Origin of the sequence: Cellvibrio mixtus subsp. mixtus J3-8, assembly GCF_000766945.1 — a bacterium.
Lineage (GTDB): Bacteria > Pseudomonadota > Gammaproteobacteria > Pseudomonadales > Cellvibrionaceae > Cellvibrio > Cellvibrio mixtus_A.
The window spans coordinates 633,915-654,418 of record NZ_KN266208.1 but is presented as its reverse complement, the minus strand read 5'-3'; the positions used below and the strand labels follow the sequence as shown (position 1 = coordinate 654,418).

Here is a 20,504-nt window from a genome sequence, read left to right as displayed (position 1 = left end):
TCGCTTCATTCATCACCGAAAGAAAATCCGCCGTAACAAAAATAATTCGCGGCACATCGCCCATACAAACAGAACACGGACGCGAACTTTTAGAGAACAAGCGACTTGTGTAGTCCTGCGTTGTAAGTTGACGCATTCAGGTTCGTTGGCAGTGAGTCTCCACCCCAATCCCTTTCAGGCCATATTGGTCTGCGGGTTTCTATTTGCCAAAAATTCCGGTTATTCAAAAAATTATTTCAGCGCAATAACTGGTGAATTTTTATGAAGAGGACAGACCCAGTGAGAAAATTTCTATCAACCAGTTTTTTATCAAACTCCTTTCTATCAACTGCCGCAGGTGTTTGCCTGCTGGCTTTATCGTTTGAAAGTTATGCCATCAGTTGCGCGGGGATTCCGCAATGGAATAGTGCATCGTCTTATGGTGGTGGTAGCCAGGTGCAGGAAGCAGGTAAGGCTTATAAGGCCAATTGGTGGTCACAAGGTAAGAGCCCGACCAATTATTCCGGCCAATGGCAGGAGTGGACCCTGCTAGGTGTTTGCGATGGTGTGTCATCATCGATTAATTCAACCGCTCCATCATCATCCCGTTCGTCGATTGTTGTTTCGAGTAGCTCCCTATCAAGTGTTCGTTCCAGCTCTTCGGTTCCTTTGAGTGCCTCATCGGTGACCGGTGGTAATTGTGTATCGCCGCAATATGTTGCGGGTACTGCTTATGCCTTGGGGCAGTTTGTAAAAAATGCGGGCAATGAATATCGCTGCACGGTTGCGGGCTGGTGTAGTTCCAGTGCGGATTGGGCCTACGCCCCGGGTACTGGCGCGCATTGGCAAACGGCGTGGGAATTGGTGCGTGCATGTGCAACGGCATCGTCGTCGAGTGTTTTGTCCAGTGTAAGCAGCAGTTCATCGCGCTCATCAATTAGCTCAACATCATCGAGTGCGGACTCTGGCCGTTATCGAATTATTTCTGGTTATTGGCATAATTTTAATAATGGTTCCGGTGTGATTCCTTTGGATCAGGTTTCCGATGCGTACGATGCAATCAATATTTCATTTGCAGAACCAACCGGACGGGCCCCAGGGGAAATTGGTTTTGTACTCGATGCAGCATTTGATCCCGCTGCATTTAAAGCGGCGATTAAAGCCAAACAAGCGGCAGGCAAAAAAATCATCATCAGTATTGGTGGTGCTAATGGACAGGTGCAATTGCCAACCGCTGCGGCGCGCGCGAATTTTGTGAATTCGATGAAAGCAATTATCGATGAATATGGTTTTGACGGACTTGATGTGGATTTTGAAGGTCATTCATTATTTTTAAATTCTGGCGATAATGATTTCCGCAATCCAACGACACCGGTGATCGTAAATTTAATTGGCGCACTGAAAGATTTAACCAGCCATTACGGGGATAAATTCGTGCTGACGATGGCTCCGGAAACATTCTTTGTGCAATTGGGTTATAGCTTCTACGGTGGGACCTGCATCAGTTGTGATACCCGTGCCGGTGCTTATTTGCCCGTGATTTATGCATTGCGCGACCAACTTGATTGGCTGCAAGTGCAAAACTATAACTCGGGTGCAATTACCGGCACCGATAATAAGTATCACACCATGGGCGGTGCAGATTTCCATATTGCCCTGATCGATATGTTGTTAACCGGATTTAAAGTGGCGGGAACCAATTTAACTTTCCCGGCGTTGCGTCAGGATCAGGTATTGATTGGGTTGCCTGCGAATGTAAATGCGGGCGGTGGATTTACCAGTGTGACCGATGTGCAAACCGCGATGAATTGCTTGATCAAGGCGCAGGGCTGCACAACCTACCAGCCGGCGCAGGCATGGACTAACCTGCGCGGCTTGATGACCTGGTCAATTAATTGGGACAAATTCAATAATTCTGAATTTTCTACCCGGCATCGCCAATATCTGGATCAATTACCGTGATTGGAATTGAGTCGGTTTGGAAAATAAAATTAATAGATTGGTAATAAAAAACGGGGCGTATGGACGCCCCGTTTTTTATTTTACAGAAAGGTTTTTTTTACAAATATTTTAACGGGTAATTGGTCGGAACTCGTCCAGGTCACCGTGGGGCATATCCAACCAGTTATCTGCAGGTAGTTCGGGAATTGGCGCAGGTGTTTCCAGTTTCGGATGTTCTACCGCTAACAATTCATCGAGATGAACCAACACGGGATCTTCAATGGCTTCACTTGGGCACAACAAAATTTTATGTTCGCGTGTACTGCGGCCCAAATCCAGGCTGGATGAATAGCGCACTAAAGCGGCCCCCAAAATCAAACCGGTGATAACCGGAATCAGCCACCAGAAAAAAACCGGAGCATATTTATAAGTGACTGCGCCCCAGATAATTGCTGCGATAGTCATTTTGGATGTGCGCGCAAAACATTCGCCCCATGGTAACAAGCGGCCTTCGCGGTCCTGGGAATCCCAATTCACTTTGAAACCAAGCAATACTGAAATCACAAAGTAGGCGTGGTAGACCATCATGATTGGTGCAATTAGCACGGCAAAAATAGTTTCTACAACCGCACCTTTAATAATCGCAAAGCCTCCGCCAAATTGTTTGCGGCGATGAACGAGTGCAACTATCACGCCGAGAAACTTGGGGCCCATTAACAGCAAAGTTGTCAGTGCAATCAGCGCAATAATTAATTCCGTTTTGGCAATGGGCCAGTTGGGATAGAGCTGATAGGTTTCGGTGAAATACACATTGGAATTAATTGCACGAACTACGGCGTCGGCAGTACTTAACACCAGCATCAATAACCATATCAATGACGTGATGTAAGCGGTGGCGCCGAGCAAAAAGTGCATGCGGCTGATGGGGTGCAATCCACGTAAACTTAAAATCCCGAGGTGCTGGATATTGCCTTGCACCCAGCGACGATCACGCTTGGCGTAATCGATAATGTTGCAAGGAACCTCTTCGTAACTGCCCTCCAGATCAGATAGCAAAAACACGTCCCATCCTGCGCGACGCAACATGGCTGCTTCAACAAAATCGTGGCTGAGGATATCGCCACCAAAAGGCGCTTTGCCCGGCAGTGTTGGCAGGCCGCAATGATCCATAAAGGCGCGCATGCGGATGATGGCGTTATGACCCCAATAGTTGGCGGCATCGGTTTGCCAGAAAGCGATACCGGTGGCGAGCATCGGGCTGTAAAGCACCGCTGCAAATTGTACGAAGCGGCCAAAGAAAGTGGTTTGGCGAACGGGAATCGGAATGGTCTGGATCAGGCCGGTGCGCGGGTTGGCCTGCATGGCTCGCACCATTTTTACCAGGCACTCGCCAGTCATGATGGAATCGGCATCCAGCACCAACAGGTGCTCGTAGTTAGCTCCCCAGCGTTGGCAAAATTCGGCAAGGTTACCGACTTTGCGCGCGATATTTTTTTCGCGGCGGCGATAAAACGTTTGTTTGCCCAGATCGCCCAGGCGCTCTTGCAATTGTTGCCATGCATCGCGTTCAGCCTGGGCGATGGTCAGGTTCGTGGTGTCGCTTAGCAAGAAGAAATCGAAGTTGGCAATTTCACCGGTTTTTTCCAGCGAGCGTAATGTGGCCTCAAAACCGGCGATTACCCGATGGGTATCTTCGTTGTATACCGGCATCACCACCGCTGTGCGGGTGATAATCGGCGAGTTATCGGCGCCCAGGTTTTTGGTGGATTTAAGGGTGAGCGGATCAATGCGTAACATCTGCAGGATAAATCCGAACAGGCCGCTCCAGAACGCCAGGCTCAGCCAGGTGAAACTGATACCGAAGAGCACCAGGATTACGGCTTCCAGTGCGGTCAGGTCGTTTGCACGCAATATATCGAACATGATGTAAACACCGCTGACAGCAGTGATTACGCTCAATAAAACATAGATATAACGGCGCAGCGATTTGGCCGGAATCCTGATTTCATCAGCAGGTGCGCTGGTGAGGTCAGCCACAGGGCGGCTGACCGGTGGAGCGGATGGCGATTGCATATGGGTCATATTAAATGGCGTCCGGATACCAGACGTAACTCCAGACTTCGCTCAGACGTTGATCGCGTAATTTCAGGAACAGTCTCATATCGGCAACTTTATTGCCTTCCGGTTCCAACTTGAATGACGCGCGCCAGGTGCGGCCATCGGGCAACTGGCGAACTACCAGCTCACTGATGGTGCCAGCAGACTTTTGCATTTCGGCAACCAGCGGTGAGTCGGCGGACAAGTTATCCAGCTCGCCGCCGCGGAAGTCGATGACAAACTTGCGTTTGCTTGGTGGTGGCGGGTTGGCCTGGCCAGGGTTTGCGCCCCAACCGATACGGGTGCGAATTACCTTGGCGCCGGTATTTTCGATCACATGGTCATCCATGGTGCGCAGGCGATACTTGTAGGTCGCGCTGGAGCCTGCCTTCATCGATTTGGACGGCACCCAATAAGCAACGATATTGTCATTGGTTTCGCTATCGCTGGGGATTTCCACCAGTTCGGCGCGGCCCTTACCCCAGTCGCCTTCAGGAATTACCCACATACTCGGGCGTTTCTCGTAACGGGATTCCATATCCATGTAGTGATCAAAATCGCGGTCGCGTTGCAGCAGGCCAAATCCTTTCGGATTGGTATCCAGCATGGACGAAACGCGCAGCTGACGATGGTTGCTGATGGGGCGCCAGATCCACTCACCATTCGATGCAGCCATTAACAAACCATCGGAGTCATGTACTTCAGGGCGGAAGTCATCCACAAAGCGGGTGTGGTTTTCGCCCCACATATACATACTGGTCAACGGCGCGATGCCAACTTTAAGAATATCCTTGCGCGCAAAAATGCGTGCTTCTACGGCCATTTCAGTGGGTGCGCCAGGGATAACTTCGAAGCGATAGGCGCCTGTCACTGACGGGCTGTCGAGCAGGGCGTACATCACCATGCGCGTATCAGTAGGGTTAGGTTTCACCAGCCAGAACTCGCGGAATACCGGGAATTCCTCACCTTTGGGTTCGGCGGTATCAATTGCCAGGCCGCGTGCAGACAAACCATAAGCCAGGCCGGGCCCAACCATACGGAAATAGGATGCGCCCTGGAATACTACAAACTCGTCTTTGTATTCGTTGCTATTCAGTGGGTAATGGATGCGGAAGCCGGCAAAGCCGATGTTATTGGGCGCTACACCGGCAAGAGGCGCGGCAGGGCCATCGTAATTAAAATATTCTTGTTTGAATTGCACGAAAGAATCAGGACCATCGGTTGCCATGTGCAGGATGACAGGTTCACGATAGAGAAAGCCAGGATGAAATAATTGCAGTTCGAAGAGCGATTCGTTGTGCCACAGCGATGACTCAGGGCGGAAGCGGATAGAGCGGTACTGGTCGTAATTCATATTCGCCAGTGCTTCCGGGATGTTTGCCTGAATGGGTTTGTATTCGCGCCGGGCGAGCAATTTGGCGCGGGAGGCGATTGCGTCAAACAGTGCGGGTTGGGCAATTTCCGTTGCCGAAGCAGGAGCTACAGCTGGCTGGCCGGGTTGTTGTGCGTATACGTTTAAGCCCAGCGCGCAACTCAAAGCCAGGGCGGTTAGCGCACAGCGACGGAATAATCGGCTGCCAACCTTGCTTGTGCATTCAAACCTAGTGTTGTTAAACAACATGCTCATCCAATTTTCTCCGCGTCGGATTTTGGTGTCTCGTTAAATATAAAAAGCCTCCCGTTTATCTCGGGTCGGCATTCATTGTAGTCCTTAAATTCCACTCTATTTTTGAGCGTCGCATTCCTGGGGCTATGCCTCGACGCTTTGGTTCCGAATAACTATCCCGCTGTTTTGTAATTCCGGTTTGCGCAAGTCAACCTCATGCGAGGTATTCCCGAACGGCTTATACAAATACATAGTGAGGTAGTGATTGGCAAAAGATACGTTTGCTGCGCCATGGTGGGCCTGGAAAAGGCTTGCCATGAATTAAGCAGAAAGCGGGCGCATTGTAATACATCTGCCGGTAAAAAATAGCTTGTTTTACCAAGACTTGGATGGCTTTTTTTAGGCAGATTCTGCGGCGGTACGGCGAGCTGCCGGCAGTCTAAAAAAATTCGGTTATTCCCAAACAGTCTTTGCGAATAGAAGGGCATCGTCTTAACTCAAATTAAGAGACGACAAGGAGATTTATATGCAACGCGCTGCCATTAATCCTGCTGTACCGTCCCACAAAATCTTACCGGTAGTGACCCGTGTCATCGAGCAGGTGGACAAGCTCTTTCTGGAGTTATCAGGTACTGCTGGCCCAGCCCGTGTAGAAGCTGTTTTCCGGCACTGGTTGATGTCAGGTAAAACCACGCCGTCGGGGTTGCGCCATTACATACATGCGCTCGGTGTGCAATTGGATGATCAAACGGTCCGCGCTGAATTTGCTGCGCGTGCAGAGCGAATTTTGCTGCATCTGCAGTCCGGTTATGTGAGCTAAACCATTTCTTGTAAATTTTTCTCGGAGCGCCTGCGCGATTTGTCATAAGTAGAATGTTTTTTGCTGCTACACTTCAGGTCATCCTCTCATCTAGTACTGATTTTTGCTGCGGTTTCCGAGATGCCCAACCTGAGACGCTACATGCGTGAAAATCCGATAGCGGCACGGCTGCTTGGGCTGATCATTATCAGCAGTTCGATTATCACACTGATCGCCATTCTCCTGCAGTTACACAGTAATTTTAATGACGATATAGCTGCGCTTGAAAAGCGCCTGGACCAGGTGCGAATCAGTACGTTGGCGAGTATTACCAAAAGCCTCTGGGGATTTGATCAGGAGCAACTGAATATCCAGATCAACAGTGTATTGGCCGTGGACGATGTTGTGCAGGTTAAAGTGGTATGGCACGACTGGAACAACACTGAGCAAACACTGGTCGCCAGCAACTACAATTACGATCCCAAAGATCTTGAAAATAAACGCAGCCAGTTTTTGGTGCGCGCTTACCCATTGGTCTATGAAGATGCCAGCACACCGGAACAACAATTGGGTACGCTCACTATTACTGCCAGCTTAAGCAGCATTTACGATAAATTGTGGGAGCGCGCTTTTTTTATTGCCCTGGTACAGGGCACTAAAACGCTGGTGATTGCATTATTTATTGTGTGGCTGGTGCATGCGTTACTGACTCGCCATATTAAAACTATCGCCAATTACGCGCGTAATTTAAATCTGGAAACACTTACTAAACCGTTAAAGCTAAAACGCTTGAAAGTTAACTCTGCATCCGATGAATTGGACAATGTGGTCAACGCCATTAACCACATGCGCGAAACACTTCTGGACGATATCGAACAGCGCCATGCGATTGAAATGGCATTGCTTACCGAGAAAGAAGAAAAAATGGAAACCCGCCGCCAGAAAAATGCAGCGGAAGATGCGAGCCGTGCAAAAAGCCAATTCCTTGCAACAATGAGCCATGAAATCCGCACGCCGATGAATGGCGTTATCGGTATGTTGGAGATGTTGCGTGATACGCCGCTTGATGAAAATCAGAAACACTATATCGATGTTATTCATCGCTCTGGCGAAACGTTGTTGAGCATCATCAATGACATTCTTGATTACTCCAAAATTGAAGCCGGAAAAATGCGGTTGGAGGAAACCACATTTGAATTGGATGAATTAGTCGAAAATTGCATCCAGCTTTTTGGTGCGACGGCAAATAAGCGACAGATTGAATTGTTTGGCGGTTTGGAGCCGGGGGTGCCGCGGTGGTTGCGTGGCGATCCAACCCGATTGCGGCAAATCATTATTAATTTGCTCGGCAACGCCTTTAAATTTACCAGCGAAGGTTTTGTTTCCTTGCGCGTGCAGCTGATTGCGGATCCGGTCGATCAAAAAGTAACGCTCAGATTTTTAGTACAAGATAGCGGTATTGGTTTGGATACCAGCAACACCGCCGTTTTGTTTGATTCGTTTAACCAGGCCGACGCTTCTACAACACGCAAATATGGTGGCACCGGTTTAGGATTGGCGATTTGTAAAAGCCTTGCCGAATTAATGGAGGGGGAGATCGGCGTAGAAAGTACCAAAGGGCAGGGCGCTACCTTTTGGTTTACGGCGCGAATGGAAATTGAAGAAGTTTGTGATTGGAATGCGAGTCGCAACCAGGCGAAATATGATGTGCTGATTGCAAAAAAATTATTGTTTGTGCAGTCCAGCCGTTCATTAACTGATTTTCTTACGCACCATTGTGTGGCCTGGGGAGTATTTGTTGAGTCGGCGCAATCTGCAAAAGCGGCGTTGGCGCAGATCAAGCATGCGATGCATTCCGGTGAGCCATACGATTTTGTCGGTTTTGATTATTCCCTGCCGGATGCTAATGGCTTTGAGTTCGCGCAATGGCTGCGCGATATTCCCGAACTCGATGAGCTGCCACTGTTTATGTTTAGTGCAGGCGATGTTTATCATGATCAGGTGCATATTCGCCGCCTTGGTATTCACTCGGTGTTGCGTAAACCGGTTTCCATCAAATTATTGCACCAGGAATTAATTGCGCTGCTCGGGCATGAAGCTGCGCCGGTTGCGCCTGTGGAACGCAAAGTGTTGGATCCGGAAAAATTCTCCCACTTGCGCGTGTTGGTTGCAGAAGATAATCCGGTCAACCGGATGGTCATCAAAGGTTTATTAGGTAAGCTTGGAATAAACCCTTCGTTTGCAGAAAACGGGATTGAAGCCCTGGATAGCGTCAAACAGGTAAAAGAGCGTTTCGGTTTGATTTTGATGGATTGCGAAATGCCTGAAATGGATGGCTTTGAGGCAACGCAAGGTATCCGGGATTACGAACGGCGGGAAGGTTTATCGCCGACACCGATTATCGCGCTCACGGCACACGCGCTACAAGAACACCGCGAGGCCGTGTTTGCCAGCGGGATGAATTATTATCTTTCCAAGCCGATTACCTTCGATAATTTGTACAGTGCTTTTGAAGCGGTTGGCCTGGTCAGGCCAGGGTAAATTCCACCTGTCACATAGTGCTCTCCTATGGCAATAATTGGTTTTTTCTCCTTGCCTGCGCCAGGTGCAGTCCTTATGATGCCTCCATCAATTGGGTTATCCCGCCACTAAATAACCGTTAGGTTTGGAGTTTTATATGAGTAGTGATGCCATTGTTCATGTCAGCGATGCCAGTTTTGAACAAGAAGTATTGAGTGCCGATTTGCCGGTATTGGTGGATTTCTGGGCAGCATGGTGTGGTCCATGTAAGATGATTGCACCTATCCTTGATGATCTTGCAGAACAGTTTGAAGGCAAAATCAAGATCGCCAAGCTGGATGTTGATGCCAACAAAGACACCCCGGCAAAATTCGGTATCCGTGGTATTCCAACGCTGATTATCTTCAAAAATGGTGCTGCACATGCGACTAAAGTAGGTGCACTGAGCAAGCCGCAACTGGTTGATTTTATCAACAGTTCGCTTTAATAACTAATTGGGCCGTTACAAAACGGCCCAATTAGTTTTTGCACTGTTCGTTTTTTATGGCTATACTCCAGCCAATCTGATGTTTGTTCCTCCTCGAATCACCTGCTAGATTCACAATAACCAGACGAACAAACCCTAAACTCCTGCTGTTATTCTTACCCCGGAATCCAAAGGTCCCTGGATTATCAGCTAACCCGTCAATTCACTGTATAAAAAATTGATAAGTTAATTGAACCCGTGGTCTTAGGCTGGCAAGCTTGCGTTCCTGAATTTTTCTGAAGAATTCAATGGCGGGCGACAATAACAGTAAAAGAGCAACCTGTTCCAGAAATGACAAGTCGCTTACCGACAAACTTGAAACTCACTATCTGCAATAACTCACATCCATCCATAAAGTCTCTCCTATGAATCTAACCGACCTTAAAAAGAAACCCATTGAAGAATTAATTGATATCGCCCATGAAATGGGTTTGGAAAATATCGCCCGTTCGCGTAAACAGGACATTATTTTTAATATCCTCAAGCGCCACGCCAAAGGCGGCGAAGATATTTACGGCGATGGTGTATTGGAAATTTTGGTGGATGGATTTGGATTCCTGCGGTCGGCAGACAGTTCTTATCTCGCTGGCCCTGATGATATTTATGTTTCACCCAGCCAGATTCGCCGTTTTAACTTGCGTACCGGCGATACTATTTCTGGCAAGATTCGCCCACCCAAAGAAGGTGAACGCTATTTTGCCCTGTTGAAAGTTAACGATATTAATTTCGACAAACCAGAAAGCTCCCGCAACAAAATTCTGTTTGAAAACCTCACACCGCTTTTCCCCAACATTCGTCTTCCACTCGAAGCAGGTAACGGCTCTACTGAAGACCTTACTGGCCGTATCATCGATCTGATTGCGCCGATTGGTAAAGGCCAGCGTGGCTTGATCGTAGCTCCACCAAAAGCCGGTAAAACCATCATGATGCAAAATATTGCGCAGGCTATTACGCGCAATAATCCTGAATGCCATTTGATTGTGTTATTGATTGACGAGCGTCCGGAGGAAGTAACAGAAATGCAACGCTCGGTGCGCGGTGAAGTGGTTGCGTCAACGTTTGACGAGCCGCCAGCGCGTCACGTGCAGGTAGCTGACATGGTGATCGAAAAAGCCAAGCGATTGGTGGAGCACAAGAAAGACGTGGTAATTTTGCTCGACTCTATTACTCGTTTGGCTCGCGCCTATAACACGGTTATTCCTTCATCAGGAAAAGTATTAACGGGTGGTGTGGATGCGCATGCGCTGGAGCGACCAAAACGTTTCTTTGGTGCCGCGCGTAATATCGAAGAGGGTGGTAGCTTGAGTATTATCGCTACCGCACTCGTAGATACCGGTTCCAAAATGGATGAAGTTATTTACGAAGAATTTAAAGGTACTGGTAACCTGGAATTGCACCTGGATCGTAAGATTGCTGAAAAACGTATTTATCCCGCAATCAACGTGCGCCGCTCCGGTACTCGTCGCGAAGATTTGTTGATGAAAGAGGATGAATTGCAGCGCGCATGGATTTTGCGTCGTTTGTTAAACGATATGGAAGACGTAGCCGCAACTGAATTCCTGCTCGATAAATTGAAAGATTTCAAAACTAACGATGAATTCTTCCAATCGATGAAACGCAAGTAACACCTACACGTCCCGCCTTTTGCTGTGCGTGCATGCTAAAAGGAGGGCGCTTTCTTCCGGGAAAGTAAGAAACAGCTTGTAGCCCGTATGGAGCGCAGCGTATGCGGGAAAATGAATAACCCGTATTCACTGCGCTCCGTACGGGCTTCGGCTTTTTTAAAACATGAAATATAAAGACCTTCGCGATTTTATCGCCCTGTTGGAAGCCCGTGGTTTATTAAAACGCATCAAACAGGAAATTGATCCCCACCTTGAAATGACTGAAATTTGCGACCGCACATTACGTGCCGGTGGCCCCGCGTTATTGTTCGAAAATCCCAAGGGTTACAATATTCCTGTGCTGGGAAATTTATTCGGTACCCCCGAACGGGTTGCATTGGGAATGGGACAGGAATCTGTTGATGCCCTGCGCGAAGTAGGGAAATTACTCGCGTTTTTAAAAGAGCCCGAACCACCAAAAGGGTTTAAAGATGCCTGGGAAAAATTGCCGGTTTTCAAACAGGTTTTGAATCTGGCTCCAAAAATATTGGGCAAGGCGCAATGCCAGGATGTTGTGTTGGACGGCGATGCAGTGAATCTGGATTTATTGCCGATCCAAACCTGTTGGCCTGGCGATGTGGGGCCGTTAGTGACATGGCCGTTAGTTGTGACGCGCGGTCCGCACAAAGAGCGGCAAAATCTTGGTATCTACCGGATGCAAAAAATCGGCAAGAACCGGTTGATTATGCGCTGGCTTTCCCATCGCGGCGGTGCATTGGATTTCCGTGAATTCCAAATTCAGAACCCCGGTAAAAATTTTCCAGTTGCGGTTGCACTCGGCGCTGATCCGGCAACCATCCTGGGTGCTGTAACACCGGTGCCCGATACGCTTTCCGAATACGGTTTTGCCGGATTATTGCGTGGCGATAAAACCGAAGTAGTGAAATGTATCGGCAATGATTTACAAGTGCCGGCATCTGCTGAATTTATCCTTGAAGGTTACATTGCTCCGAATGATATGGCCCCTGAAGGTCCGTTCGGCGATCACACGGGTTATTACAACGAGGTGGATAATTTCCCGGTGTTCACCGTGGAGCGAATTACCCATAGGCGCGATCCGATTTATCACAGTACCTACACTGGGCGTCCACCGGATGAGCCGGCCATTCTCGGCGTTGCATTGAACGAAGTGTTCGTACCGATCTTGCAAAAACAATTTCCGGAAATTGTGGATTTTTATTTGCCGCCGGAAGGTTGTTCTTACCGCATGGCGGTAGTGACCATGAAGAAACAATATCCAGGCCACGCCAAACGCGTGATGATGGGCGTGTGGAGTTTCTTACGGCAATTTATGTACACCAAATTTGTCATCGTTACTGATGACGATGTAAATGCGCGCGATTGGAAAGATGTGATCTGGGCGATGACAACACGTATGGATCCTGCGCGGGATACTGTAATGATCGAAAATACCCCAATTGATTATCTTGATTTTGCATCTCCCGTTTCCGGCCTCGGTTCCAAAATCGGTTTTGATGCAACCAATAAATGGCCAGGTGAGACCACGCGTGAGTGGGGCACTCCTATTGTGATGGACACGCACATAAAAAATCGTGTGGATGAAATCTGGGATGAGTTAGGGATCGATCAACCCACAGCATATTGATTTATTTTTTGCGAGGCGCCATGAGCTTGTTAGAGGAATGTTTTATTGATTGTCCTTATTGCGGTGAACCCATTAGTGTGTTGGTGGATTGCTCCTGCGAAGAACAAACTTATGTTGAGGACTGCCAGGTATGCTGCAGGCCCATGGTGTTGCACGTGAGTGTGGATGAGCAAGGCTACCCCGATGTTTATGCGCAGCGAGAAGATGAATGATCGGGTTGGCGTTTTTGCAGTCTCATGTTGGTTTTCATTCGGTTATAGGCTATAAAACTTTGCAGCGCATTCGCGCGCTTGATCAACTCATACAGGGGAATGGCAATGAGCTTTATTAAAGATTTCAAAGAATTCGCGGTGCGCGGCAATGTTGTCGATATGGCCGTGGGTATTATCATTGGTGCTGCTTTCGGCAAGGTTGTCAGCTCGCTGGTAAGCGATGTGTTCATGCCGCCGCTCGGGTGGATTATTGGCGGTGTAGATTTTTCTGATTTGGCAATTATTTTGCCGGAGCTGATCGAAGGCAAAGGACCGGTATCGATTTTTTACGGCAAATTCATCCAGACAATTCTGGATTTCACCATCGTTGCCTTTGCCATTTTTATGATGATTAAAGTCATCAATCGTGTGAAGAAAAAAGAAGAGGAAAAACCGGCAGCCCCCACAAAAGAAGAAGTGCTTCTCACGGAAATTCGCGATTTACTTAAACAGCAACAACAAAAATAAAATTTATTGTAATGCCTGGTTGGCGACTGGAGGATTTAATAATTGCCAGTTCGCCAACTCCGGATGAAAAAATCCACATTCGCGATAAGCGCGATCAATAGTGCCATTCGCGCGCAATTGTGAAATTCCCCGGCTTAATGCCTGATAAAAATCCGCGCCCAATGGGTGAATTTTACTGACTGGCCAATGGCGACTACCGCGAATCGCGACCTTTACGCCTTTGATTGGCACCAGGCGAATACCATCCACAACAATTTCCTGTTCCGGATTCATTTCAAACGGTGACAAGGTTAAATCCACGCGCCCGGCGTTAATCATACGCGCCATATTGACCCAATTAGGCGTGTACATAATTTTGCTAAAACCCAGCGATTCAAGCGTAATCATGTCGGGTTTCCACTGATTGCTGGTGACGACTTTTAATTGAATTAATTGTGCGAGGTTTTTACTTGATTGCGCTTTTTTATTTGTCGGGGATGTGTAGAGCCCCACAATAAACTGGCCATCCATTACCAACGGCGGGGTGATGTGCAATTTCTCTTGCTGGCTTTCCAGATCCTGATACCAAATCGTTCCGCTAATCGTCAGGATTTTTCCATCCAGTACATTGCGAATGCTGCGAAAATAATTTTCCTCGGCCACAAACTCCAATGGCTGATTAAAGCCTCCCAGTTTGAGCGCCTGCTGCATCAAAATCAGGTCGATAACATCGCGTCGCGCGTGGGGGCCGCCGTAATAATCCACTGCATCAGGGCTGCGTCCATCCAGGAACTGAAGGTAACTGGTGTGAATATCCGGTAACACGCCAATACGGACTGGCGTGGCCGCTGCCAGTTTGCCGGCGAATAAAAACAAGCCCAAAACCAGGGCGACATAAGGTGCGAGCAGTGCACAGAATGGTTTTGATTTCATAACGGATCACAGTGAAATACTGGCAAGGTTATGCCAGACACACTAATTGTGGCTGCTGATAGACCTATCGTCCAGATTGTGCTTTGTTCTTCTTAATCCACTGGATGGCCACGATACATTCGTACCGGTTTGGCTGGTGGTGGCGCGACTAATAATTCGGTACGCATTTTGTGTTTGGGGGCTTCTTCCAATGTTGTTTGGCCGCGATACACCTTGACGACTTGTTTGGCGAGGTCCGCTTTGTAGTCTCCCGATTGCAGCAGTGCTCGCCATTCATTGCCAGCTAGCGTGAGCAACTCTTTAATCAGGGTTTTGGTGATAGTGTCTTTTGCCTGGTGGTAATAATCCGCTAATTCCTTAAGCAGCTCCGGGTTCGCCATTTTCACACCCGGTTTTACATCCGGTTCAACCCGGCGGCGAATCTCGTACACCAAATCAATCATCGGCTTAGTGTATTGCATGCTCGTTCTCCTCGGTCCTGGACTAACAATTGAGCAATTATCAGACCAAGGCCAAAATTCCGGTTATAGCCAGCGATTTGATCTGCCAATGGGCAATAACGATGGTTGTTTTGGTGCGCGGGAATTATTTTGGGGCAGGTTATAAAATAAACGCCGGTATACCCGGCGTATTGAGGGAGGCTGTGAATCAGGTTAACGGATCAAATGATCCATTTCCCGTGCTGGCTGCGAACATAGGGTCTCGCAGATAATTTGCGCAGGCACACCGGCAGCAGTTGCGCGCGAAGGAACATCTTTCAGTACCACGCTGCCAGCACCAATTTTGGCGCATTCGCCAATGGTGATATTGCCAAGAATTTTAGCTCCCGCACCGATTAATACCCCTTTGCGTACTTTAGGGTGGCGGTCTCCCGCTTCCTTGCCGGTGCCTCCCAGAGTCACTGATTGCATAATCGAGACATTATCTTCAACGATAGCGGTTTCACCAATCACGATGCCGGTGGCGTGATCAAACATAATGCCCTTGCCGATGTGCGCCGCCGGGTGAATATCCACGGCGAACACGGCTGAAATGCGGTTTTGCAAAAACAGTGCAAGCGACATGCGGCCCTGTTGCCACAGCCAATGGGCAACGCGGTAAGCCTGTAGCGCGTGGAAGCCTTTGAAATAGAGCAATGGGGTTACCAGTGAACAACAAGCGGAGTCACGTTCACTCACCGCCATTAAGTCCGCACGGACCGACTCGATGATCTCGCCATCCTTCGCCAGCGCCTCTTCAATAACCTCGCGAATTAACATGGCAGGCAGGGCGGGGCTATCCAGTTTATTGGCAAGGTGAAAGCTTAACGCGCCTTTTAAGGAATCGTGATTAAGGACGGTGGCGTACAGAAAACTGGCCAGAACCGGTTCAGATTCAGCCTGCTTGCGAGTTTGCAGGCGGATGGATTCCCACAGGCTGTCGACAACCAAAGCGGGTGCGGGTGCAGTCATGGAAACTCCTCAGGTGGAACCGGCTCGCGAAATGCCATTATTGGGGGTTAATGTTAAATTTCCAACAGCTGATTACTAGTAAATGACTAACGGCGGTTCATTCAGCGCCGCCAATTGCTCGCGCAGCTCCAGGATATGGTCGCCCCAATAGCGTTCGGTGTTGAACCACGGGAAATGCCGGGGGAAGGCCGGATCGGTCCAGCGGCGCGCCAGCCAGGCGCTGTAATGCATAATCCTCAAGCTGCGCAGCGCTTCGATCAATTGCAGCTCGGCCAGGTCAAACTCGCAAAATTCGCGATAGCCTTCCAGTATTTCGCTCAGTTGTGCGGTTTGTTGCTCGCGCTCGCCGGACAGCAGCATCCATAAATCCTGGATTGCCGGGCCCATGCGCGCATCGTCAAAGTCGACAAAATGGGGAACCTCATCGCGCCATAAAATATTGCCGGGATGGCAATCGCCATGAAGGCGAATGGCTTGATATTTCACTCGCCCAAACACTGTGTCGCAACGTGCAAGCAAATCTGCCCCCAGGGTGCGGTAAGACTCGCGCAAGCTTGCGGGGATAAATTCATTCTCGAGCAAAAATGCGTAACTCTCGCGTCCGAAGGTCTGGATATCCAGTGGCGGGCGATAATCAAATGGGCGCGCCTGTCCCAGGGCATGTATGCGGCCCAACGTGCGCCCCAGCGATAAGAGCGCATCAAAATCATCCAGGTTGGGGGCATGGCCGCCCTGGCGCGGATAAAGCGCAAAGCGAAACCCCCGGTACTCGCGCAAAGTGCTGCCTTCATCATCGCCAAGTGGCGGAACGACGGAAATTTCCAGTTCCTTTAAGGCATGGGTGAATTGGTGTTCCTCGATGATCTGTTCATTGCTCCAGCGCGCGGGCCGGTAAAACTTGGCAATTAACGGTGAACTGCCCTCAATTCCTACCTGATACACACGATTCTCGTAACTATTGAGTGCGAGTATGCGTGCATCGGTCATCAGGCCGGTGCTTTCAATCGCATCCAGTACAAGGTCCGGGGTGAGTTGTTCGTAGGGATGGGCCTGGTTCATAAAGATGACTCGCAAAGTGAGGGCGCGATTGTAACGCGCGCGCAAGTTTCTTGCTCAGGCATGAAGCCAATCAAGAATTTGACGACGATTGGCGGATAAATTTTGAAGGATTTGAATAAAAATGCTACAAGTTAAAACTGCCTGGCCATATTTCAATCACAGATAATAACTGTACAGTCGCAAATAACTATCAGGACCACCTGAGCACGCATAGGATTGTTATGATCAAAATCGCTTTCTACAACCTTAAAGGCGGCGTTGGCAAAACCACCACCGCTGTGAATATGGCTTACATGGCCGCCGCGGCGAAAAAGAATGTGATCCTCTGGGATTTGGACCCGCAAGCCGCTGCCAGCTGGTTTTGCCAGCAAGAGCCGGATTCCGCCAAGGCGATTAAATTATTCAGCAAAGGCAAATCCATCGGCGAGATGGAGCTTTACAGCCCCTATCCACGCTTGATGCTGATTCCCGCCGACCTCAGCCTGCGCAGTCTGGATAGCGAGTTCGATGAGCTCAGCAAAGACAAAAAATTCCTCAAGCAATTGCTCAAACCGCTCAGCGAAAAAGCCGACATTTTAATTTTTGATTGCCCGCCAACACTCTCCCCCAGCGTTGAACAGCTGCTGATGGAAGTAGATATTTTATTGATACCGATGATTCCCAGCCCGCTGTCCATTCGTGCGATGGAGCAAGTGATCGAATTCCTTAATACTAAAAAATCGGCGCCGGCGCGTATTGTCGGCTTCTTCAACCAGGTCGATATGCGCCGCAGCCTGCATCGCGAGGCGGTAGAGAACGTCAAGAAAATGCCGGTACCGATGTTGAAAACCTATGTGCCCAACGATTCAGCCGTTGAACAAATGGGGCTGCGTCGCGCACCGCTCACCAGTTACAATCAGCGCAGTCGTGCGGCCGTGGCCTATATCGATTTGTGGAAAGAAATCGCGCGGCTGTTGAAAGCTGCAACCAAAGATGCTGAATAACTGTTATCGGGTACCTCATGACCAACTTTTTTAATCGTTTTTTTATCGCTTGTTTGGCACTGGCGTTTGTCGGCTGTGCCACTCATTCTCCATCGACTCCTCCATCACCACCACCCGTTACCACTGCACCACCACCGTTAATTACCAAACCTGAAGCGCCGGCCGTTGTGCAGCCGCAACCCGGGGCTGTCCCAAAGCCGGCTGCGGTGTTGAACCCCGCCGCGTTGAGCCTGGCTAAACAAGCGCGTAGCCAATATGTTGCGCAGGATTATCAAGGTGCGATTGCTACTGCAGAGCGCGGCCTGCGCATTGAGCGTCGCGCAGCGGATTTGTATTTGATTCTTGCCCAAAGTTATGTGCAACTAGGTTTACCGCAAAAAGCAGAGATGTTTGTGCAGCAGGGTTTACGTTTTGCGGCGCAAGGATCAGAGGTGGCGAGCGGGTTGTTGCGTGTGCGTGAACAGGTGGGTAATTAGATTTATTCTCGCTTCGTATAAAAAGGGCGCAATTTGCGCCCTTTTTTGTTATGCGTAACCACTAAAATTCGCGGTGCGCATGCTCAGCCTGTTTTGCTTTTTTCTGTTGATGTTTTTCTTTGGCAGTGCGAGTTGCCGGTTTTTTACTTTCTTTGCGTTTGTCTTGAGATTTGCTCATCTTGCTCACCTCCAGTGCATAAATTGGGTACCGCTCTTTAAGCCTAGGCGTTGTCGCGATATTTGCCAGACGATATTTGCCCGATAACGTCGCGTGCATAGCTGCATGTAAATCCACCAGCGGCTACAATCGCCAGCCTGGGTTTTGACATCCCCATATCGAATAGTTCTATTGCATTGCAGGGAAACGAATGAGCGATCCGGTTATCGATAATTACCATACTTTTTCTTTTAGCCAGCGCTACCGGATTTTTAATCCGTTAACGCTGGTATTCCGCGATTCATCCCTGGAGCAGGAATACCAGGCCAATGTTGCGGTAAACATCGCCCGACAAGTGCGCATTGCGTTGGCATTGGCGTTTGTGCTCTACCTGAATTTTGCGTTCCTGGATTATTTGCTGGTACCGGAAAAAATGTGGGAGCTATGGGGTGTTCGTGCCGTAACCTGCAGTTTGATAGCGCTATTATTTATTGGCACCTTCCAGGCCTTTTTCCAGCGAGTCCACCAGCAACTGGTGTTTGCCTCCAGCATGGTTGCGGCCGGCGGGATTTTCGCCATGCTGCTAATTACGCACAACCAATATAATCATTACTATTACGCGGGCATCAATCTGTGCATTACCTGGACGCTATTTATTGTCGGGTTGCGTTTTATAAATGCGTTGCGCACGGTAGTGTTGATCGTAGTGCTCTACAACTGCATCGCGTTTTTTAAAGCGCTGCCGTTTGCCGATATTATTTCCAATAATTTTTTCCTGCTCTCCAATGCCATTATCGGCATCTTCGCCGGTTATACCATCGAGCAACATTCGCGCTGGCAATTTTTCCAATCGCTGGTGATAAAAAACAACAGCAGCAAATTACACCGCGCGATGATTGCCGCATCGCTCGATGCCGTCATTACCATTGATGAAAGTGGTGCGGTGATTGAATTCAGCGAAGCCGCCGAACACATGTTTGGCTACGCGCGCGATGAAGCGCTGGGGCAATCGATTGGCGAATTAATTGTGCCGGAAGCCATGCGCGCCCAACATGAACAGGGTTTCCGTCGCTACAGCGAAAAAGGTGAGCCGCGCGTGTTGGGCCAGCGTTTGGAGCTGCAAGCCAAGCGCAAGGATAACAGCGAATTTCCGGTGGAATTAACCTTGCGGCAAGTAGATTTAATTGGCCGCCGTTTAGTTACTGCGTATATTCGCGATCTCACCGCACAGCGCAATGCGGAACATGAAATTATTCGCCAGCGCGAAGTCCTGCAACGCAATGAAAAATTAGCGGCGATGGGGACGCTGCTGGCGGGCATATCCCATGAGTTAAATAACCCCTTGGCGATTGTAGTCGGGCAAGCCCAACTGCTGCAGGAAACCGAACAGGAGCCGCGCATCCTCAAGCGCGCCGATAAAATCCGCAACGCCGCCGAGCGCTGCGCCACGATTGTAACTACATTTTTATCCATGGCCCGCAACCAGCCGCCGCAATGTGCACCGGTGAATATCAATCAACTTATACAGCACGTGCTGGAATTATTGGAACCTGGCTTACGCAACCAGCACATCGAACTACAATTACAGCTGGCCACTCATTTACCGGATGTTGCCGCCGATGCGGACCAAGTGCACCAGGTAATTAGCAACCTGATTATCAATGCCCAACAAGCGATGCAGGATTCGCCGCAAAAAATACTGCGCATTGAATCGGCATTGGCTGAAACGCATATGGCGATTCGCATTACCGATTCAGGCCCGGGTATTGCACCGGAAGTGCAACACCGGATTTTCGAGCCTTTTTTTACCACCAAGGCACCCGGCAAAGGCACAGGTTTGGGGCTGGCGGTATGCAGCGGCATTATTGAAGCGCACGGCGGTAATCTGGAGCTGGAACAGCATCCCGGTAGCGGGGCCTGTTTTTGCATTAGGTTGCCATTGGCTTTGAAATAAATTTTTTATCATTTTCTATTTAATAAAACGCGTAACAATTAATAACCAGTATCAA

Annotated in this window: 17 protein-coding genes; 11 read left to right on the top strand and 6 right to left on the bottom strand. The window is 49.1% G+C overall.

The window, feature by feature from the left end:
* Positions 1 to 279 precede the first annotated feature (279 nt).
* Complete coding sequence (locus tag A596_RS22150; protein ID WP_235425723.1) at positions 280 to 1,941, top strand: chitinase; 1,662 nt, start codon at positions 280 to 282, stop codon at positions 1,939 to 1,941.
* A 108-nt stretch (positions 1,942 to 2,049) separates the two neighbouring features.
* On the opposite strand, the gene mdoH is transcribed toward A596_RS22150, so the two are convergent.
* Both mdoH and A596_RS13315 read right to left on the bottom strand, forming a co-directional pair.
* On the bottom strand, positions 2,050 to 4,002 hold the full coding sequence (gene mdoH, locus A596_RS13320) for a glucans biosynthesis glucosyltransferase MdoH (protein WP_039915419.1): 1,953 nt from the start codon (positions 4,000 to 4,002) through the stop codon (positions 2,050 to 2,052).
* Position 4,003: 1 nt separating this feature from the next.
* Positions 4,004 to 5,644 carry an OpgD/OpgG family glucan biosynthesis protein gene (locus A596_RS13315; protein ID WP_039915418.1) on the bottom strand — a complete coding sequence of 547 codons (1,641 nt, stop codon included), beginning with the start codon at positions 5,642 to 5,644 and terminating at the stop codon, positions 4,004 to 4,006.
* Positions 5,645 to 6,149: 505 nt separating this feature from the next.
* Between A596_RS13315 and A596_RS13310 the strand changes: the two genes are divergently transcribed.
* The 7 genes from A596_RS13310 to mscL all read left to right on the top strand — a co-directional run bounded on the left by A596_RS13310 (position 6,150) and on the right by mscL (position 13,457).
* Positions 6,150 to 6,443: a hypothetical protein gene (locus tag A596_RS13310; protein ID WP_039915416.1), complete on the top strand. Its 294-nt coding sequence runs from the start codon at positions 6,150 to 6,152 to the stop codon at positions 6,441 to 6,443.
* Positions 6,444 to 6,563: 120 nt separating this feature from the next.
* Positions 6,564 to 8,963, top strand: coding sequence for a response regulator (locus tag A596_RS13305; RefSeq protein ID WP_039915413.1), 2,400 nt, complete (start codon positions 6,564 to 6,566; stop codon positions 8,961 to 8,963).
* A 136-nt stretch (positions 8,964 to 9,099) separates the two neighbouring features.
* Complete coding sequence (trxA, locus tag A596_RS13300) at positions 9,100 to 9,429, top strand: thioredoxin TrxA (protein ID WP_039915411.1); 330 nt, start codon at positions 9,100 to 9,102, stop codon at positions 9,427 to 9,429.
* Between the two features lie 404 nt (positions 9,430 to 9,833).
* Entirely contained in the window at positions 9,834 to 11,093 is a 1,260-nt protein-coding gene (gene rho / locus A596_RS13295) for a transcription termination factor Rho (protein WP_039915409.1), read from the top strand.
* A gap of 163 nt (positions 11,094 to 11,256) precedes the next feature.
* Positions 11,257 to 12,738, top strand: a complete 1,482-nt coding sequence (gene ubiD, locus A596_RS13290; protein ID WP_039915407.1) for a 4-hydroxy-3-polyprenylbenzoate decarboxylase — start codon at positions 11,257 to 11,259, stop codon at positions 12,736 to 12,738.
* Positions 12,739 to 12,758: 20 nt separating this feature from the next.
* Positions 12,759 to 12,950, top strand: a complete 192-nt coding sequence (locus tag A596_RS13285) for a CPXCG motif-containing cysteine-rich protein (protein WP_039915405.1) — start codon at positions 12,759 to 12,761, stop codon at positions 12,948 to 12,950.
* A 105-nt stretch (positions 12,951 to 13,055) separates the two neighbouring features.
* Entirely contained in the window at positions 13,056 to 13,457 is a 402-nt protein-coding gene (mscL, locus tag A596_RS13280; RefSeq protein WP_039915403.1) for a large-conductance mechanosensitive channel protein MscL, read from the top strand.
* A 3-nt stretch (positions 13,458 to 13,460) separates the two neighbouring features.
* Here the strand turns inward: mscL and A596_RS13275 are convergent, their stop codons facing one another.
* The 4 genes from A596_RS13275 to A596_RS13260 all read right to left on the bottom strand — a co-directional run bounded on the left by A596_RS13275 (position 13,461) and on the right by A596_RS13260 (position 16,879).
* Positions 13,461 to 14,369 (bottom strand): type 2 periplasmic-binding domain-containing protein, encoded by a 909-nt coding sequence (locus A596_RS13275; RefSeq protein ID WP_039915400.1) that lies wholly within the window; start codon positions 14,367 to 14,369, stop codon positions 13,461 to 13,463.
* A gap of 92 nt (positions 14,370 to 14,461) precedes the next feature.
* Positions 14,462 to 14,830 carry a hypothetical protein gene (locus A596_RS13270; RefSeq protein WP_039915398.1) on the bottom strand — a complete coding sequence of 123 codons (369 nt, stop codon included), beginning with the start codon at positions 14,828 to 14,830 and terminating at the stop codon, positions 14,462 to 14,464.
* A 192-nt stretch (positions 14,831 to 15,022) separates the two neighbouring features.
* Entirely contained in the window at positions 15,023 to 15,820 is a 798-nt protein-coding gene (gene cysE, locus A596_RS13265) for a serine O-acetyltransferase (protein ID WP_039915396.1), read from the bottom strand.
* A gap of 75 nt (positions 15,821 to 15,895) precedes the next feature.
* Positions 15,896 to 16,879 carry a serine/threonine protein kinase gene (locus A596_RS13260; protein WP_039915688.1) on the bottom strand — a complete coding sequence of 328 codons (984 nt, stop codon included), beginning with the start codon at positions 16,877 to 16,879 and terminating at the stop codon, positions 15,896 to 15,898.
* A gap of 221 nt (positions 16,880 to 17,100) precedes the next feature.
* Between A596_RS13260 and A596_RS13255 the strand changes: the two genes are divergently transcribed.
* From A596_RS13255 to A596_RS22145, 3 genes are all read left to right on the top strand, one after another.
* On the top strand, positions 17,101 to 17,862 hold the full coding sequence (locus A596_RS13255) for a ParA family protein (protein ID WP_039915394.1): 762 nt from the start codon (positions 17,101 to 17,103) through the stop codon (positions 17,860 to 17,862).
* Between the two features lie 17 nt (positions 17,863 to 17,879).
* The gene (locus A596_RS13250) at positions 17,880 to 18,338 is read left to right on the top strand and encodes a hypothetical protein (RefSeq protein ID WP_039915392.1); all 459 of its coding nucleotides are present in this window, start codon (positions 17,880 to 17,882) and stop codon (positions 18,336 to 18,338) included.
* A gap of 368 nt (positions 18,339 to 18,706) precedes the next feature.
* A complete protein-coding gene (locus A596_RS22145; RefSeq protein WP_052417481.1) occupies positions 18,707 to 20,449 on the top strand; it encodes a two-component system sensor histidine kinase NtrB in 1,743 nt (580 codons plus the stop codon).
* Positions 20,450 to 20,504 lie beyond the last annotated feature (55 nt).

What these genes read in the sequence shown, in the direction of transcription:
- A596_RS13315 (WP_039915418.1), bottom strand. Translation starts at nt 5,644, where the DNA reads ATGAGCATGTTGTTTAACAACACTAGGTTTGAATGCACAAGCAAGGTT.
- A596_RS13250 (WP_039915392.1), top strand. Translation starts at nt 17,880, where the DNA reads ATGACCAACTTTTTTAATCGTTTTTTTATCGCTTGTTTGGCACTGGCG.
- cysE (WP_039915396.1), bottom strand. Translation starts at nt 15,820, where the DNA reads ATGACTGCACCCGCACCCGCTTTGGTTGTCGACAGCCTGTGGGAATCC.
- trxA (WP_039915411.1), top strand. Translation starts at nt 9,100, where the DNA reads ATGAGTAGTGATGCCATTGTTCATGTCAGCGATGCCAGTTTTGAACAA.
- A596_RS13285 (WP_039915405.1), top strand. Translation starts at nt 12,759, where the DNA reads ATGAGCTTGTTAGAGGAATGTTTTATTGATTGTCCTTATTGCGGTGAA.
- rho (WP_039915409.1), top strand. Translation starts at nt 9,834, where the DNA reads ATGAATCTAACCGACCTTAAAAAGAAACCCATTGAAGAATTAATTGAT.
- A596_RS13270 (WP_039915398.1), bottom strand. Translation starts at nt 14,830, where the DNA reads ATGCAATACACTAAGCCGATGATTGATTTGGTGTACGAGATTCGCCGC.
- A596_RS13260 (WP_039915688.1), bottom strand. Translation starts at nt 16,879, where the DNA reads ATGAACCAGGCCCATCCCTACGAACAACTCACCCCGGACCTTGTACTG.
- A596_RS13305 (WP_039915413.1), top strand. Translation starts at nt 6,564, where the DNA reads ATGCCCAACCTGAGACGCTACATGCGTGAAAATCCGATAGCGGCACGG.
- A596_RS13255 (WP_039915394.1), top strand. Translation starts at nt 17,101, where the DNA reads ATGATCAAAATCGCTTTCTACAACCTTAAAGGCGGCGTTGGCAAAACC.
- A596_RS13275 (WP_039915400.1), bottom strand. Translation starts at nt 14,369, where the DNA reads ATGAAATCAAAACCATTCTGTGCACTGCTCGCACCTTATGTCGCCCTG.
- mscL (WP_039915403.1), top strand. Translation starts at nt 13,056, where the DNA reads ATGAGCTTTATTAAAGATTTCAAAGAATTCGCGGTGCGCGGCAATGTT.
- A596_RS22145 (WP_052417481.1), top strand. Translation starts at nt 18,707, where the DNA reads ATGAGCGATCCGGTTATCGATAATTACCATACTTTTTCTTTTAGCCAG.
- A596_RS13310 (WP_039915416.1), top strand. Translation starts at nt 6,150, where the DNA reads ATGCAACGCGCTGCCATTAATCCTGCTGTACCGTCCCACAAAATCTTA.
- ubiD (WP_039915407.1), top strand. Translation starts at nt 11,257, where the DNA reads ATGAAATATAAAGACCTTCGCGATTTTATCGCCCTGTTGGAAGCCCGT.
- mdoH (WP_039915419.1), bottom strand. Translation starts at nt 4,002, where the DNA reads ATGACCCATATGCAATCGCCATCCGCTCCACCGGTCAGCCGCCCTGTG.